This window comes from Klebsiella sp. WOUb02, assembly GCF_050058015.1.
Taxonomy (GTDB): domain Bacteria; phylum Pseudomonadota; class Gammaproteobacteria; order Enterobacterales; family Enterobacteriaceae; genus Klebsiella.
In genome coordinates, this window is sequence record NZ_CP170110.1 from 4,038,575 (window position 1) to 4,056,647 (window position 18,073).

Below are 18,073 nucleotides of genomic sequence, written 5' to 3' on the forward strand. Positions count from 1 at the left end.
TCAGGACCAACGCTTAATGATGATGGACGTATTGATGCCGCCAAAGGCGAAGTTGTTGCTCTGCAGGTACTCGCAGTCGATCCTGCGCGCTTCACCCATGATGTAGTCGAGTTCGCCGCACTGGGGGTCCGGCTGACGCAGGTTGAGCGTCGGGGCGAACCAGCCTTCGCGCATCATCTGCAGGCTCATCCAGGCCTCCAGCGCCCCGCAGGCGCCAAGGGTATGGCCAAAATAGCTTTTCAAGGAAGAGATCGGCACGCGGCTGCCGAAGAGGGCGGCGCTGGCCCGGCTTTCGGCGATATCGCCGCGATCGGTCGCCGTACCGTGGGCCGAGATATAGCCGATATCTTCGGGGCGTAAACCGGCTATGCTGAGCGCCTGCGCCATGCAAATCTGCATCGTTTCCTGCTGCGGCTGGGTGATATGCGCGGCGTCGCAGTTGGTGGCAAAGCCGACGATTTCGCCGTAGATCGTCGCGCCGCGCGCTTTGGCGTGCTCCAGCTCTTCGAGGATCAGCGTGCCGGCGCCTTCGCCAATCACCAGGCCATCGCGGCGCTCGTCGAACGGCGAGGGGGTGGTTTTCGGCTCATCGTTGCGCTGGCTGGTGGCGAAGAGGGTATCAAAGATCGCCGCTTCGGACGGACAGAGCTCTTCGGCGCCGCCAGCCACCATCACCGTTTGATAGCCGTGGCGGATGGCTTCCCAGGCGTAGCCGATGGCCTGGCTGCCGGAGGTGCAGGCGCTGGAGGTGGGGATCACCCGCCCGCGCAGGCCGAAGAAGAGCCCGGTGTTGACCGCGGTGGTGTGCGGCATCATCTGCACGTAGGTGGTGCCGGTAATGTTATTGGTATGCTTTTCCGTCAGCATAGTGGCAAACTCGCTCACCGGGCCGGTGCTGCCGGTCGACGAGCCGTAGGCAATACCGGTTTCGCCGTTCGTCAGCACCGTTTCGCCAATCAGGCCGGCCTGCTCCAGCGCCAGCTCGCTGGCGCGGGTGGACATCAGCGATACCCGACCCATGGCGCGAATACGCTTGCGGGTATAGTGCTCCGGTAGGGTGAAATCGTCGATCGGCGCGCCGAGCAGGGTGTGCAGGCCATCGTAGATTTGCCATTCCGGCATCTTGCGCACGGCGTTCTCGTAGGCGAGCAGCCTGGTGGAAACGTCCTGCCAGTTTTCCCCAAAGGCGGTGACGCCGCCCATCCCTGTAATCACGACACGGCGTGTCATAACATACCTCCATTGATAGAAATAACCTGGCGGGTAACGTAACCCGCAATGTCGGACATCAAATAGCTGGCCAGCCCGGCCACTTCCTCCGCCTGGCCCATACGTTTCATCGGGATCAGCGCCATCGCCTCTTTCTGCGCGGCCTCTTCCATCTCGATCATCCCGGTATCAATCAGCCCCGGCGCAATGCAGTTGACGGTGATTTTGCGTTTCGCCAGCTCGATAGCCAGCGCCTTGGTGGCGCCGATAATGCCCGCCTTCGCTGCGCTGTAGTTGACCTGGCCGCGGTTGCCCATCACCCCGGAAACGGATGACAGGGTGACAATCCGCCCGCCCTGACGGGCGCCGATCATTGGCATAATGCACGGCTGAATGACGTTATAAAAGCTGTCGAGGTTGGTGTGGATAACGCAATCCCAATCGTCGTCGCTGAGCGCCGGGAAGGCGCCGTCGCGGGCGATCCCGGCGTTGCTTACCACGCCGTACCACGGGCCGTGGGCGGCGATATCCTGCTCCAGCACCTCGCGGCACTGCTCGCGGTTGGCGACGTCAAAGCTCAGTACCCGCCCGCTGCCGCCGGCGGCCTGCAGGGTCTCGAGGGTTTTCCGCGCGCCCTCGGCGTCGCGATGGTAATGAACGCCGACGGTAAAACCGTCCGCTGCCAGCCGGCAGGCGATGGCGCGACCGATGCCCTTGCTGGCGCCGGTCACTAATACTGAGCGACTCATGGTTTCTCTCCCTGATTAAAAAGCGTCGTTAACTCTTCGGCGGTGGGCTGAAAGGTATTCACCCGGCCGGTTGCCAGCGCCTCATCCCCGGCGCTGATGGCGCATTCAAAGCTGCCAAAACGCGCGTCCTGCATCAGCAGGCTGACGCTGATGGTCAGCGTCCGGTCGGCGGGCAGAATCCCGGCGGCGCAGGTCAGCTCTCTGGCGCCGAGCACCATGCCGAGCGCAATAGTGCTTTTCCCCTGCCGATGACGATGCCAGCCCGACCAGACACCGACGGTCTGCGCCATCAGCTCCAGCGCGAACCAGCCGGGCAGGTTGCCTTCGGCGTCAAGAAACGGCCCCAGTACGCCGCCGCTGGTGACGGCAACACGGCAAACGGCGGTTTCATCAGTGACCTCCAGCACCTCTTCCAGCAGCAGCATCGGCGCGTCGTGCGGCAGATAGTCGCCGGGCGATAAATAGTGGTTCATAACACTCTCCCGAGCAGAATGCTGGCGTTATTGCCGCCAAAGGCAAACGAGTTGGACAGGATAGTCGGACGGGCCAGCGGCTGCGCTTTATCGATAATGCCGCAGGCGGGCAGCGCCGGGTCGCGCGGCGAGAGGCTGAAATCCTGCGCGGGCAGCGGCAGGCTGCGCTGCAGAATGAGCATAGAGATTGCCGCCTCGGTGATCCCCGCCGCGCCCAGCGTATGGCCGGTCAGATGCTTGGTAGAGCTACACGGCACCCGCTCGCCAAACAGCGCGCTGACGACCTGCGACTCCACCAGATCGTTAAGCGGCGTCGCGGTACCGTGCAGGTTGATGTAGCCCACCGCGTCGGCGGAGATACCGGCGTCGTCGAGCGCCTGGCGAATGGCGCGGATGGCTCCTTCCCCCTGCGGATGGGGGGCCGAAATATGGTGCGCGTCGCTGGACTCGCCCACGCCGAGCAGGGCTACGGGCTGCGGCTCGCGGGTCAGCAGCATCAGCGCCGCCCCTTCACCGATCGTAATCCCGCTGCGGTCGCGGCCGAAGGGCTGGCACAGCGTTGTGGAGAGGGATTCCAGGCTGTGGAAGCCGTTTACCGGCATTCGGCTGAGGGTGTCGGCGCCGCCGACAATCGCTACGTCCGCGAGGCCGGCCTCAATCAGCCGCCGTCCGCTGATTATCGCGCGGGCGCTGGAGGAGCAGGCGGTGGAAAGGGTAAACGCCGGGCCGTCGAGATCCAGCCAGCGGCTGAGAAAGCGCGACGGGTCGCCCAGCTCCTGCTGCGGGTAGTGCCAGGCCGCGCTCGCTTTTGCGTTGAGGGTTAAGTCCACGTGCCTGTCGCCCTCATCGAGCCCGGAGGTGCTGGTACCGAGCACTACCGCTACACGGTCGCGGCCGTAGCGGGCGATAGAGTCGTCCACCTGCGGCTGAATCTGCGCCAGCGCCGCCAGCAGCAGACTGATTGTTGCGCGAACGGTGGGCGGCAAACGCGTCGCCTATGGCGGGCAGCTCGCCGTCAACGCCGCCGAGCACCGCCTGCGGCTGCCCCTGCAGCCAGCCGGCGCGCGGGCGCATACCGGGGGCGATGCCGCGCGTCAGGTTGCAGGCTATCTCGTCGAGGCTGTTGCCCAGCGCGTTGATCATGCCGACAGCGGAAATGTAGATCATCTCAGTCACCCAAATATTGAATGGTGATGTGATAGCCGAAGGCCCGCTGCTGAATGCTGATGGGCTCGCGGCGTCCTTTGCGGTTCAGGTAGGTGATTTCCGTCACCAGACTGCCGCGGGCGTTGCGCAGTTCGCGCCTGTCGCCGGCGTCGGTCAGCGTCCAGCCTTTCGGCAGACTGCGGCTGCCAGGCCGCTATCGGCCAGTGGCTGAGCATCACGTCGGCCAGCACCTGGCCGGCGGGCGGCATCTGCGGCACCACGATCGACTGTTCGGTATGCACGCCTTTCTCATCATAGGTGACGAGGAACAGGCGAATGCCCACCGATGAGAGCCCGGCCAGCGTCAGCTTTTGCGCATCGGCATTGAGCATCACCAGCAGCGACTGGGTCTGGCCGTTAAAGCTACCGGTCAGCAGCTGCTGTGAGCTGAGCGTCGGCGAGATGCCCGGCGCCGGGAGCGTCACGCGGGTGCCCGGCTCCAGCCACGCCTGCGGGCGGCCCTGCTGCGCCTTCTGCGAATGGCCGCAGCCGGCAAGGGCTAAGGTGGCGATCAGCGCGAGGGCGCGGCCGAATCTGAATTTGATCATCTTCTTTTTTTCCCTTTTTTGCCGGGCATCGCCAGAGGCGATAGCAGGAAGGCGGTGAAAATCCCGCTAACCAGCACGATGCCAAAGCTGGCGATCGCCTGGGTTGAGCTAAATACCAGCATGCCGAGGGTCAGCAGCGTGGTCATCATGGCCAGGCTGACGGCCAGCAGCGAGGTTAGCGGCGTGCCGCGCGGATTGCTGAAAAACAGCGTGTAGTTGATGCCGACTCCGAGCACCAGCACCAGCGCCAGCAGTGAAAACAGGTTGAGCGTATGGCCGCTGAGGGAGAGCGCCGCGAGGCCGCAGCCTAACGAGAGTACCGACGGCACGAGGCTGATAAGCCCTTTGCGCCAGCCGAGGCGCAGAACCGCTCCGCAGGCGATGGTGGCCAGCGCAATGCCCAGCAGCCCGGTCAGCAAATGGCGATAGAGGGCGAAAAGCTCGTCGAACGCGTTTTTTCTGTCGACCCACGCCACGCCGCTATATTTTGCGCCGAGGGCCTTCAGCGCCGGGCTCGCCTTCACGCCGTCAACCGGCACCAGTACGCCGCTCTCGCCGTCCTGCAGGGTTATCCACAGTAGGTGCCAGCCTTCGCTAGCCGGGCTGGCAAGCCAGGCTTCCACGCTGACCGGCATGGGGCCGAGATCCGGATTGATCGCCTGCAGCCCGGCGCTTTGCAGCACGCGGCTCACCGCCGGGGAGGCCGCCTTCAGCAGCGCCAGATCCTGACGCTGGCGGGCCAGAGAGTTCAGCGGGATCGTCCGGTAGCCGTTGAGCAGGCCCTTATTTTTCGCCTGTTCCAGCGCGGGGACAAAGGTTTCCAGCCGCTCCAGCGTCTGCTGCGGCGTCCGCCCGTAGACCACGAACCACTTCTGATCGGCGCCCTGGCCAGTTAAGGTCGCGATCGTCTTTTCCTGCGCCAGCAGAGGCTGCGGCAGCGCCTGCAGTTGGGAAATATCGTCATCGACGCGCAGGGTGGCGATCCCCGCCAGAGAGAGCAGCGCCAGAACGACCGGCAGGCCGATGGTGAGCTTTTTATTGCGCCGCCACGCCGCCAGCCAGCGCAGCATCAGGACCATCGCCGGCACCGGGCGCACCGGCAGGCCGCGGGAGAGCAGCGGGTGCCAGAAAATAACCGTTAGGCAGGAGGCGCTGAGTCCGGCGGCGGCGAATACCGACATCTGGCGAATGCCGGGGAAGGGCGCGAGCATCATGATCAAATAGGCTACGACGACCGTCAGCAGCGCCAGCAGCAGCGCGTTGCGCACCTTGGCGAGGCTTTGCCACGGCGTGACCTCGCCGCCGTGTACCATCCGCTCGGTCAGGTAGTAGAGCGTGTAGTCGGCGGAAATACCGATAATGCTCATGCTCATTACCAGCGTCATCAGGTGCAGCTCGCCGAACAGCAGCAGCGTGGCGACGGTGCCAGCCAGCGCGCCGATGCCGATGGAGATCAGGCTCAGGATCAGCGGGCGCAGCGAGCGAAAGACCGCGACGATGAGCAGAATAACGCCGAGGATGGTGGCGACGCCGAGGGTTGAGATATCCCGTTTTGCCTGCTGGCTGGCGTAGTCGCTGTAAAATACCGTGCCGCGCGAGAGCAGCCGAGCCTGCGGATAGCGGGCCTTGAGCTCCGCCTCCAGGCCGGAGAGGGTGGTCACCAGGCGATGGGTTTGCTGCATATCAAACGACGACCCCGCCAGCTCGCCGTGCAGCAGATACCACTGGTTGCCCTGCTTATCCTCGGTCACCAGCCAGCCATCCTTCAGACTGCATACGCTGGCCGTTTTTCGCCATCGCCAGACTGCGAGCCGCGCATCAGCATCAGCGGGTCATTTTGCAGCTCTTTGCCGCTGACCCCGGAAAACGCGGAATAGAGCTGGGAGAGGATCCACTGCGCCTGGGCTTCGCCGCCGTTTTGCAGGCGGGTGCGGGTGGCATCGTCAATCAATCCGTTGCGGTGCTGCCAGAAAAAAGCGCCCCAGGCCTGCTGGCCGGCGGCATCCATCGGACCTTTCACCGTCGCCAGTGCGCGGGAACTCTGCAGCAGACTGAGCCACTCGCGGGCCACCTGCGGGTCGGCCTGCCTGCCGGGGCTCACCAACCAGACCAGCTGCCGGTCAAGGCGCTGCATAAAGCCCTCATTGAGGCTCGGAGGAACGGCGCCCAGCGTCTGCTTCGGCAGCATCGCCAGCACGCTGCTGTTCATCCGCGACTGGGGCAGCAGCGTCAGCAGCACGCCCAGCATCACCAGGCAGGCGAACCCCCACAGCAGCGCGAAGCTCCTGCGGTTACCGTGCAGCAAATCGTTGGCGTTCGTCATCGGTTAGTTGCGCTGGCGTAAGTTGATGTTGAGAAAGGGTGATATCGGTGCGGTCGCCCTGCTTATCGTTCAGCTGAATATGTTCCAGATAGGTCTGCCCGTCGAGATCGATGGTGGCGAAGATTTTATCCAGCGGCGTGGCTATCGGCGTCAGGCGCAGCGTCCAGCGGCCTGCGCCCGCATCGCTGAATTCAACGCGGAAGTTCTGCTCCAGCACCCGGCGGTCGGCCTGGAACAGCGCCCGCAGCAGATGGTTGAACTGGAACATCTGCGGGTTGCTGTCGGCGGTGATGACCTGCGGCGGCTGGCCGTTAATCGCCTGCACCATGCGCCGGTCGTCGAGCAGCAGCTGCATCGGGAACGGCCGGGTTTGATCCCACAGCAGGCCCTTATCGCGGGCGATCAGCATCGTTCCCTGGGATCGCAGCGGCTGCGGCAGATCCTTGATGGTGCGGGTTTGATCGAAGCGGGCGCGGATAACCGGCTGCTCGGTGAAGCGCTGCTGCAGGTCGTCGAGCGTCAGCGCGCTGACCAGCGGGCTAATGAGCAGCATCAGCAGGGGCCAGAGTTTCATGGCATGACCCCCATACGTTCAAACAGAACGTCCGGGCAGACGAAGCTCATTTCCCGGCTTTTCTCCTCCACCGCCACCTGAATGGTGTAGCCGGTGGTGGTCCGTTTGCCGCTGGCCGCATCAACGATCTCATAGCCAATGCGCAGCCGGTTCTCGTACTCTTCGAGGCGGGCGCGTACGCGAAAGCGCTGCTCAAAGGTCAGCACGTCACGGTACTTGACGCGGGTGTCGACGACCGGCCACAGGTAGCCGGACTCCTTCATCTGCCGGTAGCCGTAGTCGAACTGATTGAGCAGCGCCTCGCGGGCAATCTCGAAGTAGCGGAAGTAGTTGCCGTGCCACACCACGCCCATCATATCGACGTCGTGAAACGGGACGGTCAGCTCTACCTCAGCAGTAAAACGGGGATCGTTCAGCACCCTTTACTCCTTCTCTTTGGCGTCTGGCAACTGCCAGAAATCGAAAAAATTGAACCAGTCCAGCGGTGAGCGCAGGGCGTAGTGCTCGAGGCGGCTGGCGTAGCGATCGACCGCGTGTTGTATCGCCTCCTCGCGCCCGTCGCGCGGCAGGATCAGCGGGTCGGCGAAGGGTTCGCAATGAATGTGCAGCTTGTCCTGCTGGCGGAGGGCGAAGATGAGCCTGCACCGGACAGCGCAGAACCGATGCCAGAATAAACGGCCCCTGCGGGAACGGCGCGGGCTGGCCCATAAACGGGCTCCAGCAGACGCGCCACGTGCCGCCACGCTGGGGCGTCACCGCGATGCGGTCGCCGACGATCGCAATCCATTCTCCGCGCTCCAGCTTCTCTTTCAGCAGGATGGCGGTATCCGGACCGATATCGGTTACAGGCATCAGGTTCAGCCCGGCCTGCGGCGCCATCTCCTGCATGATTTGCTTAAAGCGGCGGGCGTTGTCGCTAAACACCAGCGCGTTGATGGTTTTGGTGCCCTGCAGCTGCGCCAGCGCCCGGCAGGCTTCGACGTCGCCAAGATGCGAGGCCAGCAGCAGCTTGCCGCCGGGGGCGCTGCTGTGCAGCGTTTCCTCGGCGCCGGGCGCAAAAACCACGTCGCGGTCGAAGCGGAGCTCGCCGCGCCAGCCGGCGATTTTATCGAGCATCGCATGGCCAAAGCGCAGAAAGTGGCGATAGCTGTTCAGCGCAGGCAGCGGCTGCTGCCGGGCGCTAAGCTGCGCCCGCACGCGGGAGAGCCAGCCCCGGGAGGCCCGGCGGGCGCGGTGCGCGCTGAGCCAGTAGACCGCAACCACCGGATAGAGCAGCAGCGAAAACGCTTTGCGCCCCAGCAGGCGCCAGACCAGCAGCATCAGGCGCATGCCCCACAGCCCTTTGACCTCCTCCTGCCGCGCCCAGTGTACGGGGGAGCGGCGCAGCAGCAGGGAGGGGATGCGCGGCAGCATGCCGAGGAACAGGCGGGTATGCATCCAGGAGATGCGGCAGTTATCCCTGAAGGCGTCAAAGTGAGAGAGCCCGTCCGGCGGATAGGTGACGCGCGTCGGCACAAAATAGCTGGGGTTGCCCTGCCAGTAGAGGCGGACCATCACTTCGGTATCAAAATCCATACGCTGGCCGAGGGCGACGCGCTGCGCCAGGCGCAGCGTCGGCGCTATCGGGTAAACGCGAAACCCGCACATGCTGTCTTTCAGCTGCAGCGATAGCGTTTCGATCCACACCCAGACGTGCGTTATCCAGCGTCCGTAGAGTCGCGAGCGGGGAATGGAGTCGTCGTAAACCGGCCGGCCGGAAATCAGCGCCGCCGGATGGCTGCGGGCCAGTTCGAGCAGCTGCGGAATATCTTCGATGGCGTGCTGGCCGTCGGCGTCAACCTGCACGGCGTGGCTATAGCCGGCTTCGGCGGCGGCCTGCAGGCCGCGGATCACCGCGACTCCTTTGCCGGCGTTTTCGTGCAGCCGAATCAGCGTGAGGTTCGGCTCCTGGGCTGCCAGCTCGCTAAGCCGTAGGCGGGTCTCCTCGCCGCTGCCGTCGTCCACCACAATGCAGGGCAGGCCGAACGGCTGCAGCCGGGCCAGCACGCGCGCCATCATTGCCCCGTGGTTGTAGCAGGGGATCACCACGCAGGGGCGGAAGGTTAGCGACACAGGCGAATCTTCCCGTTGCTGGCGGTATGGCGCGCCTCGCCGTCGTGGCGCTGATAGCTAAAGGTCAGTATCTGGCGCGCTTCCTGCCAGCTCAGGGCCAGCGTGACGGTGGTCTCCGGCAGCAGCGGCGCCTGGAATTTGACGTTTTGAATGCTGTGAAAGCGCCAGCCCGGTGCCAGCAGCGTGGTGGCGTAATGCATCGCCCAGTCGAGCTGCGCGACGCCGGGCAGCAGCGGCTGGACGGCAAAATGGCCGCTGAACCAGAAGAGGTTAGGGTCGAGGTGCAGGACGATTTCAACCTGCTGCGGCTGTGCCTGATGGCGCTCTATTTCATGGGGTATCATGAAAAAACTCCTGTAGTTGCGCATAGACACGCTTGTTCATACTGTTGACCGGGATGTCGTCAATCACGCGCCAGTAGCGGGGAAGCGCCACCGGTTCCAGCGTCGGGCGCAGCGCCTGGCGCCACTGCCGCTCAAGGGTTTTGCCCTCGAGCTGCCAGCGCTGACGGGTCTGCGCATCCAGCACCAGCAGCGCGCCAATCCCCTGGCGATCGCCGCGGGTGACCGGCAGAGCGGCCGCTTCGCGGATCCCCGGCAGGTTCAGGAGCCTGAGCTCTATTTCGCTGAGCGAAATCCGCTTCTCTTCAATTTTGACCACCCGCCCACGCCGTCCGGTCAGGCGGAACTGGCCGTTAGCGGTAAACTCCAGGGTATCATCGATTAACAGCCCGTCTTCATCGGCGATAAGCGGTGAAAACAGGCGAAAAGATTCCCCCTGTTGCAGCAGCCTGATGCCGGCAAAGGGCTGCCAGGCCGCCGCTTCCTGGCGCCGCGAACGCCAGGCGATCACGCCGGTTTCGGTGCTGCCATAAATTTCGTCCGTCCAGACCTTCAGCCAGTCGGCCGCCCGGGCGACATCTTCCGCGGGAAGCCGGCCGCCGGCGGAGAGAATGAGCTCTACCGGCGGCGGCGTCAGATGGGGATCGAGGCGTTTCAAAAACGCCGGGCTGCTGATGAACGCATAGCGGTAGCGCTGGCTCAGGGCGCTGAGCTGCTCCGCGTAAAAGAGCATCGCCGCGTGGAGCGGCAGGCCAAGGGCCATCGGCAGAAAGATGCGGAAGGTAAGCCCGTAGAGGTGCTGGGGTACCACCGAGGCGACGATGCGGCAGCCCTCAAGGCGGGTCGCGAAGCGCGCGGCCAGCAGTTCGGCCTCGCGGTCAAGATGGGCGATCGGTTTGATAACCCGCTTCGGCTTTCCGGTTGAGCCTGAGGTAAACAGCTCGACGCAGGCCTCCTCGGCGATGCTTTGCAACGTGCCGGGCTCCGCCATCGCGCGCCGCGTGCTGTCGATGACCAGCGAGGGTCCGTGCCAGTCGAGGGGTCTGTCGCTGAGTACGCCGTCAAACAGCGCCCGCTGCTCGTTCAGCAGCGAGCTGCGGCTATGTCCTGGGATCACCGGGATTTTATGCGCGTGCAGGGTAGCCAGCAGCGCGACGAGAAACAGATAGCTGTCCTCAAAGCACAGCGCCCAGCGTTCGGCGTCGTGCTGTTGCAGCCGTTCGACCCACAGCGCCACGTCGTAGCGCAAATGGCCCAGGGTCCATGTTTGTTCATCCAGCCAGGCGATCGGCGTGTCCGACGGTCGCGAAGCGTCCAGCCAGCACGCCAGGGAGAGAGGCGCTATCATGACGATTCTCGCTTTATCATCTGCCGGCGCACCAGCCACTCTGCGGCCATCAGCGCGCCGATCAGCAGATAGGCAATCATGCCGTTCCATGCCGTCCATAGCGCCATATCGCCATACAGCGCGGTAAAGAGCGCCATGCTGCCGTTAAGAATAAAGAGGCCGCACCAGATTTGCGTCACCCGGCGGGTGTAGCGTATGCCGGCCGCGGAAAGCTGCGGGTCGCGCAGGCGCCCCAGCCGCTCAACGACCGGCATCGCGGACCACAGCGAGCCGCCGAAAACGGCAAGCATCACGGCGTTGACCACCAGCGGATAAAACAGCAGCAGCTGGTGCGTTTTTAGCAGATAGCTGGCGGTGCACAGTGCAATACCCGCCAGCGCCACCAGCTGGGTTACGGCGCGCAGCGGCCCCGCCTGTCGCCGGGTCTGGCGAAAGCGTAACAGCAAAATCAGCGCCATCAAGGGAAGCAGCCAGTGCAGGCTGTTGTGCGCGAGGCCCAGCCAGATTAAAAACGGCCAGGCCAGCAGGAGCAGGCTCGTCAGCAGCTGTATGCTCTTTGATGAAGGGGCGCCCGACATGCGGGTCAGGCTTCTCGGGACAAGCGTTCAACTGCATCAACCACGTCCTGTACGGTACGCACGGCCTTAAACTCTTCCGGCTTTATCTTCTTGCTGGTCTTCTTTTGCAGATGGACGATCATGTCGACGGCATCAATGCTGTCCAGCTCGAGATCTTCGTACAGACGTGCTTCCGGGCGGATCTCCTGCGGGTCAATTTCAAACAGCTTAACCAGAAGCGCCGAGACTTCTGCATAAATATCATGTGACTCAGTCATGGGGCGTGCCTCAGGTACGTTGAGCGTGGATGAACGCGGCCAGGGTCGCGACGGAGTAGAAGTGCTGGCGCATCTCGTCACTTTCGGCGGAAAGCACCACGCCGTAGCGGTTTTTGACCGCCAGTCCGAGCTCCAGGGCGTCAATGGAGTCGAGGCCGAGGCCGTCGCCAAAGAGCGCCGCGTCGGCGTCGATGTCGTCAGCCGACAGCTCTTCCAGATTCAGCGTGTTGATGATGAGATTTTTCAGTTCAAGATAGAGCGCTTGCATCATTAATTCCTGAAGTAGGCGTAGTACCTGATTGTAATTGAAGCAAAATATGCCGATTTAGCTGTCTTGCTGCCAGCGACGGTTCTTGTGAGTTTTCGTCGTAAAATTGGGCGATCTGCACCCGCTCGCCTACCTCGATGGTAAAGAGAGGCCTGGTCGCCGGCGCATCGTACCATTTACTGTTTTTGCCCAGCATATGTTCGCTGCTGATGCGCCGCGCGATAAATGCGGCCATTCCGGCGCGATAAATCACGGGCACACCTGTTGCTATATGTGAAATGGAATTACAACTTAGAGGCTACTGGAAGGTACTTGTAGATGGTCTTAACCCCAACGTTATAAATCTCTGCAATCTGTTGGCGGGAAGCCCCGTTCGCGAGCATTCTCTGGGCTCTTTCAACTGCCTCCTCTGTCATCACTCGCTTACGCCCTCCAATTCTGCCTTTAGACCTAGCTGCTGCCAGTCCCGCACGTGTCCGCTCAATAATCAATTCCCTTTCCATTTCAGCAAGGGCACTCATTACATGAAAGAAAAAACGGCCTGCAGGTGTACTGGTATCAATTGAGTCGGTCAGACTGCGGAAATGTACGCCACGTGATTGCAGGTCTGAGACAAGGGTAATCAGATCCCTGACGCTCCTCCCCAGTCGATCTAACTTCCAGACAACCAACGTATCGCCTTCTCTCGAACGTCGAATCGCCTGCTTTAAGCCTGGTCGGCGTACGTGTTTACCGCTGGCTTTATCTTCAAAAATCAGTTCACATTCTGCGCGAATCAGCGCGTTTTTCTGTAAATCGAGGTTTTGATCCCCTGTTGAGACCCTGGCGTAACCAATCAGCACTGTGTAACTCCCTGAAAATACCGATTGTAAAATGCTGATGCTATTCGCTCAAACCTGGGTTCAGGCGAAGAGGGTATGGGTTCATGGCTCCTGGCCTTTAAACAGACATTTGAAGGAGCGGTCGCGAGGACTCAACAGTCGAAAAACAGTGAGTCAATGAGCATCATGGATTTTGGCGGAAGCCGGGATGCTTTCGACCCGACATCATACGAAACGTTAGCCAGGGCTCGGGCAACAGAGCTGAGAATTCCCTATCTCGGATACGACCAAATGATGTTGCCAGGGATGGGACTGAAGATTTTCAAATACTGTGATGGCCCATATGACAGATTCCCGGTTGTCTCTATCAGAAATATGATGGACCCGCATGAGTCGGAGCCTCAATCGAGCATTGGTGGATTCGCTAACTCTGCGGCATTGGCGAATAATTCTGAACGAGGCACGGCATCACTTTATGTACATCACGTGGGTCAGCCGGTTTTATTTACCACGTCAAACACGACGTTTACGGCAGAATCGGTAACCTGTTCTGATTTAACCTCCGAGATTATTTCTAAAATCAGGGTTAAACAAATAATCAACGTGACATATGGCTCCGCCACCTGGTCGGCATTTGTCCTGGGCGTTGTTGACAACACGATTTACATAGAGGATGCGTGGTACAAAGTTGGTGGCGGCGGAGCAACCGGAACGCCGTCAAATGGTTCTGTAATTAAATTAGTGCCAAACAATAAATCGTGGGGCGCAAATATTATATCAAGCCTGAATGAGGACTCGGACTCTAATTCACTGGTAGGCATCGAATTAAACACGAGAAATAATAAAGCACTGGCCGCGGGGCAGGGTTACGGATTAGACGTGGTCAGCAATGGCGCATACAATGTCGGCCAGGGCGTTCAGGTTCGTGGTGCGTGTGTGTTTGGATTCAGGAACTACACGCATAATATGTACGGTTTTGCCAACACACCGGAAGCCGGTAACCTCGTTTATGGTTTCTATGACATATCATCAACGAGTGGTTTTTATGCCTGGAATAATGCATATGGCCTTACGGCAAAAAATTCTGCTAACTACTCGTTACGAGTTTTAGATAATGATAATGGTTTCCAGACCGGGATGGGACCTACCGGTACCTGGCAACGATTAAAGCTTTATGCAACCACCACACCTACCGGATCAGAGATAAGTTCCTTTGCCAGTATCACATTCGTTGTCCCTGACGAAACAAATAATACCGTATCGATGCCGGGCATGCACTCGGGGCATACCCTAACCATCAAAAACCGGAGCTCATTGCAGGCATTGACCCTGACAGGTCCATTCGAAGATGGAGCCGGTTCATTTGTTATTCCGGTGAAAAATGCAGTAACGTTTTATTGCGACGGGTCTCGTTGGTTTCCATTAAATAACTATAACTGAGGATTAAACATGTCTCTTCAGGTTTCAAAGAAAGTAGAAAAACACACCCACTACGTGGGCATATGCCCTGCTTATTCATCATTCATCGATGCAGTACTTAACATTGAAGTTCTTAAAACTGAAATAGTGGATTATGAAAAAAATACAGCGGCGGTAACTTTTTCCGTGAAATTTGATATTGATAGTGATGTGTACTTAGAATCAACGGAACAGTTTGCTTTTGCTGATGAAGATGACCTCGTTTCCGAGGCCGAAGCGTTCCTGACTAAATTCTATGGTGAATAAAAATGGCGACTAAAGAAGATCTGATGAAAAAAAGAAAGCGCGAAGTTGAACTGGAAATCGAGCTGTGTACAACACGTGAGGCGTTACTCAATGCGCATATGCAAATCCTGTCCCGGGATAAAGCGGCAAACGATAACCAACTCGCCGAAGCAAAGCTGGCGCTAATGCTGATCAGGAAGGAAGAGAATAAGGCGGCAAAGGAAGAGTCAGGCGATAAGCAAACCCGCCAGTAATGGCGGGCAGATTCAGTTTTATTCGGTCAGCGCAGCAGTCTCCTGTGCCTCCAGTTCGGCTTTTAATGCCTCTTCCGCAGCGGTCAACGGGTTCCCTTCGCCGGGATAATCAAAATGATAATCCCGGCTCCCCCGGATATAGCATCCGTCTACCACAATCTGAAACTGTGCATCCGCTGTACCATCTCCGTTAATGGTTAATGATACGGCGGTATAGGTTACGTCCGTTTCAATTTCTTCCCCCGGCATTTCGACACCGAGCGCCGGAAAATGTCGACGAACAGTTAATTTACGGGTAATGGTAAATGACATGATTTCACCTCTTATATTTGTACCGCTTTATTGCCGCTCTCAATAACAAACTGGTAATACTTACCCGCCACCATACTGATATTGGCACCTGTTGAGGTGACGAGAAGTGATGAGTTAACCAGAATGCATCCGGTGACGTTGGCTTTAAGCGCAATGGTTTGCCCCGCCATCCCAATGAGCTGCGTCACATTGCCCACCGCCGTTAAATACATGGTCTTTTTGCCGTAGCAGTAAACAATACCTGCTGCCGAATTCCCCCATTCAGTGCCGAGTGTATCAGCGGCATTATCCATATCACCCCCGACAAGCCTGAAAGGTGCGGTTCCGCCTTCTACTGTTTTGGCGCCTTTCAGTTTTGATTTTTTATTCCTGAAGTAGACCAGTGGCCCGGCTTCTTTTTCCACCGACGAATTAAAGTTATAGAACACATCAATGTCGCAGGAATACCCGGCGCTGATGAGCCCACTGTTTTTACTGGTAAAACTTCCCTGACTGGTAATCCCCGAAGCGGCCGCCGATGCGCGGCCTTTAAATTCCGTGTAATGACCGAAATAAACCGGGTAATCCGCACTGCCGTTCGCTGCATCCGAAGGCAGGCAGTTATCAAAACTCATGTATATTCTCTTGCGGTACAAGTTGGTGATGTTCATCCCGTAATACCAACGAACCCCGGCATATTTATCGTCTTTATTGGGCGTGCCGCCCGCACACCACCCGTCGATTTCGGTATAGCGCCCCAGGTCCTGCATAAAGTACTGAAGCGTGCTGGGGTTGGTCACGAACATTCCCTGAAGCCTGAGCTTGGTGGATTCAGAGCGGATGGTCATAACGTAATGTGTGGCATCTTCTTTGCGGTGTGACTCAACTTTGAAATTATCAAACGTCACATGTTCGCAAAAACCAAAATCGACAGAATACGGGCTGAACTCAATATGAAAATGACTGACGCTAAGGTTATTGCTGTTGTCAGTACCCGTTGATCCAAAGGTCACCGCCGGGACAGTACCATCCGGGTTAGAGCCATACATGATCCGGCAGTTTAAAACTGAACCATCCCATAGCTCATTACCGATAAAAGACCGTTCAAAACCAAAAGTCACCAGACCTTTGATATCTACCTGACCGCCACTGTATTCGAGCTCAAAGCCGGTTCGCTTTGAACGTTCGGTAAACTCACCCCGGTTCGGATTCGCGTAGAAGTCGAGAGAGACGAGCTTGATATATTTGAGGAAAAGCCCCGTAACACGACTTTTACCCGTCGCGGTGGCGGAGGTGACTTTAAAAAAAGACTGATATACGCGGTCACCGTCTTCATCCAGGGTGTACTGATCGTTATCGTAGATAGCCAGGCATGTTCCGTTACCCCCGGTCGCACCAGCGGTTGCGCCAAACGTCCCTATCATCTTCGGGTCAACCCCCTGAATCAGTATCGGGAGTGTGCGTATAGTTAAGGGGGGCAGGATAATTAAACGCTTCCCGTTATTCCAGTATGCCAGTTGCTGAATAACGTCGCGATTGTAGGCGAGGTCATCAGTCAGGCCCAGGCCATATTGCACAGCGTTAATAATATCCCCGACGTTCAGTCGCCAGGCACCCGATGCACCGGTGGGATCTCTGTCTGGTGCAATAAATAGCCGGGGATATTTGATTACCTCATTACTTAAATTTGAAGCATCAAATATCCAGTCTGCCATTCCTCCATCAAAGGACGTAATTGCGCCGTCAGTTTTAATGCTGTCGAGAATAGACAATTCAACCTGTCGTAATTCTTCGATAAACCCTGGTGCACCAATCAATAACTGACCTTCGCCTGAACCCAGGTTTGCGCGAAGCGATACATCATTGCCGAGGTTAAACCAGTTGTCGTTATCGTCGAGTGATGGAGAGGCCCCGGTAATGGTGTGAGGCAGAGACCCACCATAACGATACCAGTAGCCCTGGTAGTGAACGATTTGTGATGGCGTTGTGACCTCCATCCCCACAGTCCATTCGCCCAGTTCAGCCCAGCCCAGACCACTGAATGCCTCTTCATAACGCTGTTTAAGCCATGCCGTGCGCTTCAGAAGGTCAATTAACGGTTTGTTCGCTGGGCCGTCAACGCCACCGCGAACAGGATCGCTCTTTTCCAGTTGATAGACGCCATCGGTCCATTCCGGTGTTTCAGGTAAATAGGCCATCAGGGCATCCTCTAATAAGCAAACGTGTATTTACCATCGAAGTCGATGGTGCCGTCGTACGTGATAGTCATAAATTCTTCTATCAGTACGATCCGGCCAAACAGGCCAAAAACATCCGCTGCCTGGCGGTTCAGGTCGGGCAATACTGCAGATGAGGTTTCCATTCCGGAAAGCGAGGTGGCGTTATTAATGAGTTCCAGAACCGTCAGGGGATCAAATGTCATTCGCCAGAGCTCGAGGAGCACTTTTTTACCCCCTTCCGCCAGGTTAATCCCCTCATAGCGCAGTGAAACCTCGGGGGATGTCGCGTTGAGCAGACTGACGGACTGGCTGCCCGCATAGTCATAGGTCACGCTGACAGGTTGTTGTTGTGGGGTGGTGAGAAAACTGATTGCACCAAACGCATAATCCACTTCGTAGTCAGTTCCCTCAACCAGACCACTGATACTGACTTCCCGGATATTCTGATAAACCAGAGCAACGCGATCACCTGCTGTGATACCTGCGGGCAACTCCTCGCCGTTCTGCCAGTTCTGGACCACACGGCTGGTTTTTCCGAATAACAGCAGCGCCAGATTATCAGCGGAGAAATCGTGCCAGACCGATGCCAGCGAGGCGGCAAAAGCGGTATACCGGCGTTCTGAAGTCAGGACCACGCCACCCCGGGAGATCTTCCGCTCGCTCTGTTCAAATGACAGCTTCATCGTCAGGGCAGAAACATCACCCACCCAGCGCCAGATATCAGGTTTGCTGGTCGCCGGGTTGCGTACCGAAAGGAAAACTTTGCCCTGACCATAATAATATGTGTCGTTCATCCGG

The 18,073-nt window shown here is 58.8% G+C and carries 17 protein-coding genes and 5 pseudogenes; 3 read left to right on the plus strand and 19 right to left on the minus strand.

The window, feature by feature from the left end; genetic code table 11:
- From ABOC21_RS26545 to ABOC21_RS26620, 16 genes and pseudogenes are all read right to left on the minus strand, one after another.
- Positions 1-1,230, minus strand: a complete 1,230-nt coding sequence (locus ABOC21_RS26545; RefSeq protein WP_426813850.1) for a beta-ketoacyl-ACP synthase — start codon at positions 1,228-1,230, stop codon at positions 1-3.
- Positions 1,227-1,958, minus strand: coding sequence for a 3-ketoacyl-ACP reductase FabG2 (locus ABOC21_RS26550; RefSeq protein WP_426813851.1), 732 nt, complete (start codon positions 1,956-1,958; stop codon positions 1,227-1,229). The genes ABOC21_RS26545 and ABOC21_RS26550 overlap by 4 nt, the downstream gene beginning before the upstream one ends.
- Positions 1,955-2,431, minus strand: coding sequence for an ApeP family dehydratase (locus tag ABOC21_RS26555; protein ID WP_426813852.1), 477 nt, complete (start codon positions 2,429-2,431; stop codon positions 1,955-1,957). The genes ABOC21_RS26550 and ABOC21_RS26555 overlap by 4 nt, the downstream gene beginning before the upstream one ends.
- A pseudogene (locus ABOC21_RS26560) lies at positions 2,428-3,598 on the minus strand (beta-ketoacyl-[acyl-carrier-protein] synthase family protein). The gene ABOC21_RS26555 and the pseudogene ABOC21_RS26560 overlap by 4 nt, the downstream one beginning before the upstream one ends.
- 1 nt (position 3,599) lies before the next feature.
- A pseudogene (locus ABOC21_RS26565) lies at positions 3,600-4,185 on the minus strand (DUF3261 domain-containing protein).
- Positions 4,182-6,508, minus strand: a pseudogene (locus ABOC21_RS26570) (MMPL family transporter). Before ABOC21_RS26570 ends, ABOC21_RS26565 begins: the two co-directional pseudogenes overlap by 4 nt.
- Positions 6,477-7,082 (minus strand): outer membrane lipoprotein carrier protein LolA, encoded by a 606-nt coding sequence (locus ABOC21_RS26575; protein ID WP_426813853.1) that lies wholly within the window; start codon positions 7,080-7,082, stop codon positions 6,477-6,479. The pseudogene ABOC21_RS26570 and the gene ABOC21_RS26575 overlap by 32 nt, the downstream one beginning before the upstream one ends.
- Positions 7,079-7,501, minus strand: coding sequence for an acyl-CoA thioesterase (locus tag ABOC21_RS26580; RefSeq protein WP_426813854.1), 423 nt, complete (start codon positions 7,499-7,501; stop codon positions 7,079-7,081). The genes ABOC21_RS26575 and ABOC21_RS26580 overlap by 4 nt, the downstream gene beginning before the upstream one ends.
- A 3-nt stretch (positions 7,502-7,504) precedes the next feature.
- Positions 7,505-9,194 (minus strand): annotated as a pseudogene (locus ABOC21_RS26585) (glycosyltransferase family 2 protein).
- On the minus strand, positions 9,185-9,538 hold the full coding sequence (locus tag ABOC21_RS26590) for an ApeI family dehydratase (protein WP_426813855.1): 354 nt from the start codon (positions 9,536-9,538) through the stop codon (positions 9,185-9,187). Before ABOC21_RS26590 ends, ABOC21_RS26585 begins: the two are co-directional and overlap by 10 nt.
- Entirely contained in the window at positions 9,525-10,883 is a 1,359-nt protein-coding gene (locus tag ABOC21_RS26595; RefSeq protein WP_426813856.1) for an AMP-binding protein, read from the minus strand. Before ABOC21_RS26595 ends, ABOC21_RS26590 begins: the two co-directional genes overlap by 14 nt.
- On the minus strand, positions 10,880-11,461 hold the full coding sequence (locus ABOC21_RS26600) for a hypothetical protein (RefSeq protein WP_426813857.1): 582 nt from the start codon (positions 11,459-11,461) through the stop codon (positions 10,880-10,882). Before ABOC21_RS26600 ends, ABOC21_RS26595 begins: the two co-directional genes overlap by 4 nt.
- Positions 11,462-11,466: 5 nt before the next feature.
- Positions 11,467-11,718, minus strand: a complete 252-nt coding sequence (locus ABOC21_RS26605; protein ID WP_045853985.1) for an acyl carrier protein — start codon at positions 11,716-11,718, stop codon at positions 11,467-11,469.
- Between the two features lie 10 nt (positions 11,719-11,728).
- Positions 11,729-11,986, minus strand: a complete 258-nt coding sequence (locus ABOC21_RS26610; protein WP_041143069.1) for a phosphopantetheine-binding protein — start codon at positions 11,984-11,986, stop codon at positions 11,729-11,731.
- Positions 11,967-12,191: pseudogene (locus ABOC21_RS26615) on the minus strand (1-acyl-sn-glycerol-3-phosphate acyltransferase); the annotation flags it as partial. The gene ABOC21_RS26610 and the pseudogene ABOC21_RS26615, both read right to left, overlap by 20 nt.
- A 79-nt stretch (positions 12,192-12,270) precedes the next feature.
- A complete protein-coding gene (locus tag ABOC21_RS26620) occupies positions 12,271-12,828 on the minus strand; it encodes a recombinase family protein (RefSeq protein ID WP_169516421.1) in 558 nt (185 codons plus the stop codon).
- Between the two features lie 75 nt (positions 12,829-12,903).
- Between ABOC21_RS26620 and ABOC21_RS26625 the strand changes: the two genes are divergently transcribed.
- The 3 genes from ABOC21_RS26625 to ABOC21_RS26635 are packed head-to-tail and all read left to right on the plus strand — an operon-like array spanning position 12,904 to position 14,765.
- On the plus strand, positions 12,904-14,247 hold the full coding sequence (locus ABOC21_RS26625; protein ID WP_426813858.1) for a hypothetical protein: 1,344 nt from the start codon (positions 12,904-12,906) through the stop codon (positions 14,245-14,247).
- Positions 14,248-14,256: 9 nt separating this feature from the next.
- Positions 14,257-14,532, plus strand: coding sequence for a hypothetical protein (locus ABOC21_RS26630; RefSeq protein WP_241721923.1), 276 nt, complete (start codon positions 14,257-14,259; stop codon positions 14,530-14,532).
- A 2-nt stretch (positions 14,533-14,534) separates the two neighbouring features.
- Positions 14,535-14,765 (plus strand): hypothetical protein, encoded by a 231-nt coding sequence (locus ABOC21_RS26635; RefSeq protein ID WP_426813859.1) that lies wholly within the window; start codon positions 14,535-14,537, stop codon positions 14,763-14,765.
- An 18-nt stretch (positions 14,766-14,783) separates the two neighbouring features.
- On the opposite strand, the gene ABOC21_RS26640 is transcribed toward ABOC21_RS26635, so the two are convergent.
- The 3 genes from ABOC21_RS26640 to ABOC21_RS26650 are packed head-to-tail and all read right to left on the minus strand — an operon-like array spanning position 14,784 to position 18,069.
- The gene (locus ABOC21_RS26640) at positions 14,784-15,077 is read right to left on the minus strand and encodes a hypothetical protein (RefSeq protein WP_426813860.1); all 294 of its coding nucleotides are present in this window, start codon (positions 15,075-15,077) and stop codon (positions 14,784-14,786) included.
- An 11-nt stretch (positions 15,078-15,088) separates the two neighbouring features.
- Positions 15,089-17,254 (minus strand): hypothetical protein, encoded by a 2,166-nt coding sequence (locus tag ABOC21_RS26645; RefSeq protein WP_426813861.1) that lies wholly within the window; start codon positions 17,252-17,254, stop codon positions 15,089-15,091.
- 11 nt (positions 17,255-17,265) lie between these two features.
- Positions 17,266-18,069, minus strand: coding sequence for a hypothetical protein (locus ABOC21_RS26650; protein ID WP_426813862.1), 804 nt, complete (start codon positions 18,067-18,069; stop codon positions 17,266-17,268).
- Positions 18,070-18,073: the final 4 nt, after the last annotated feature.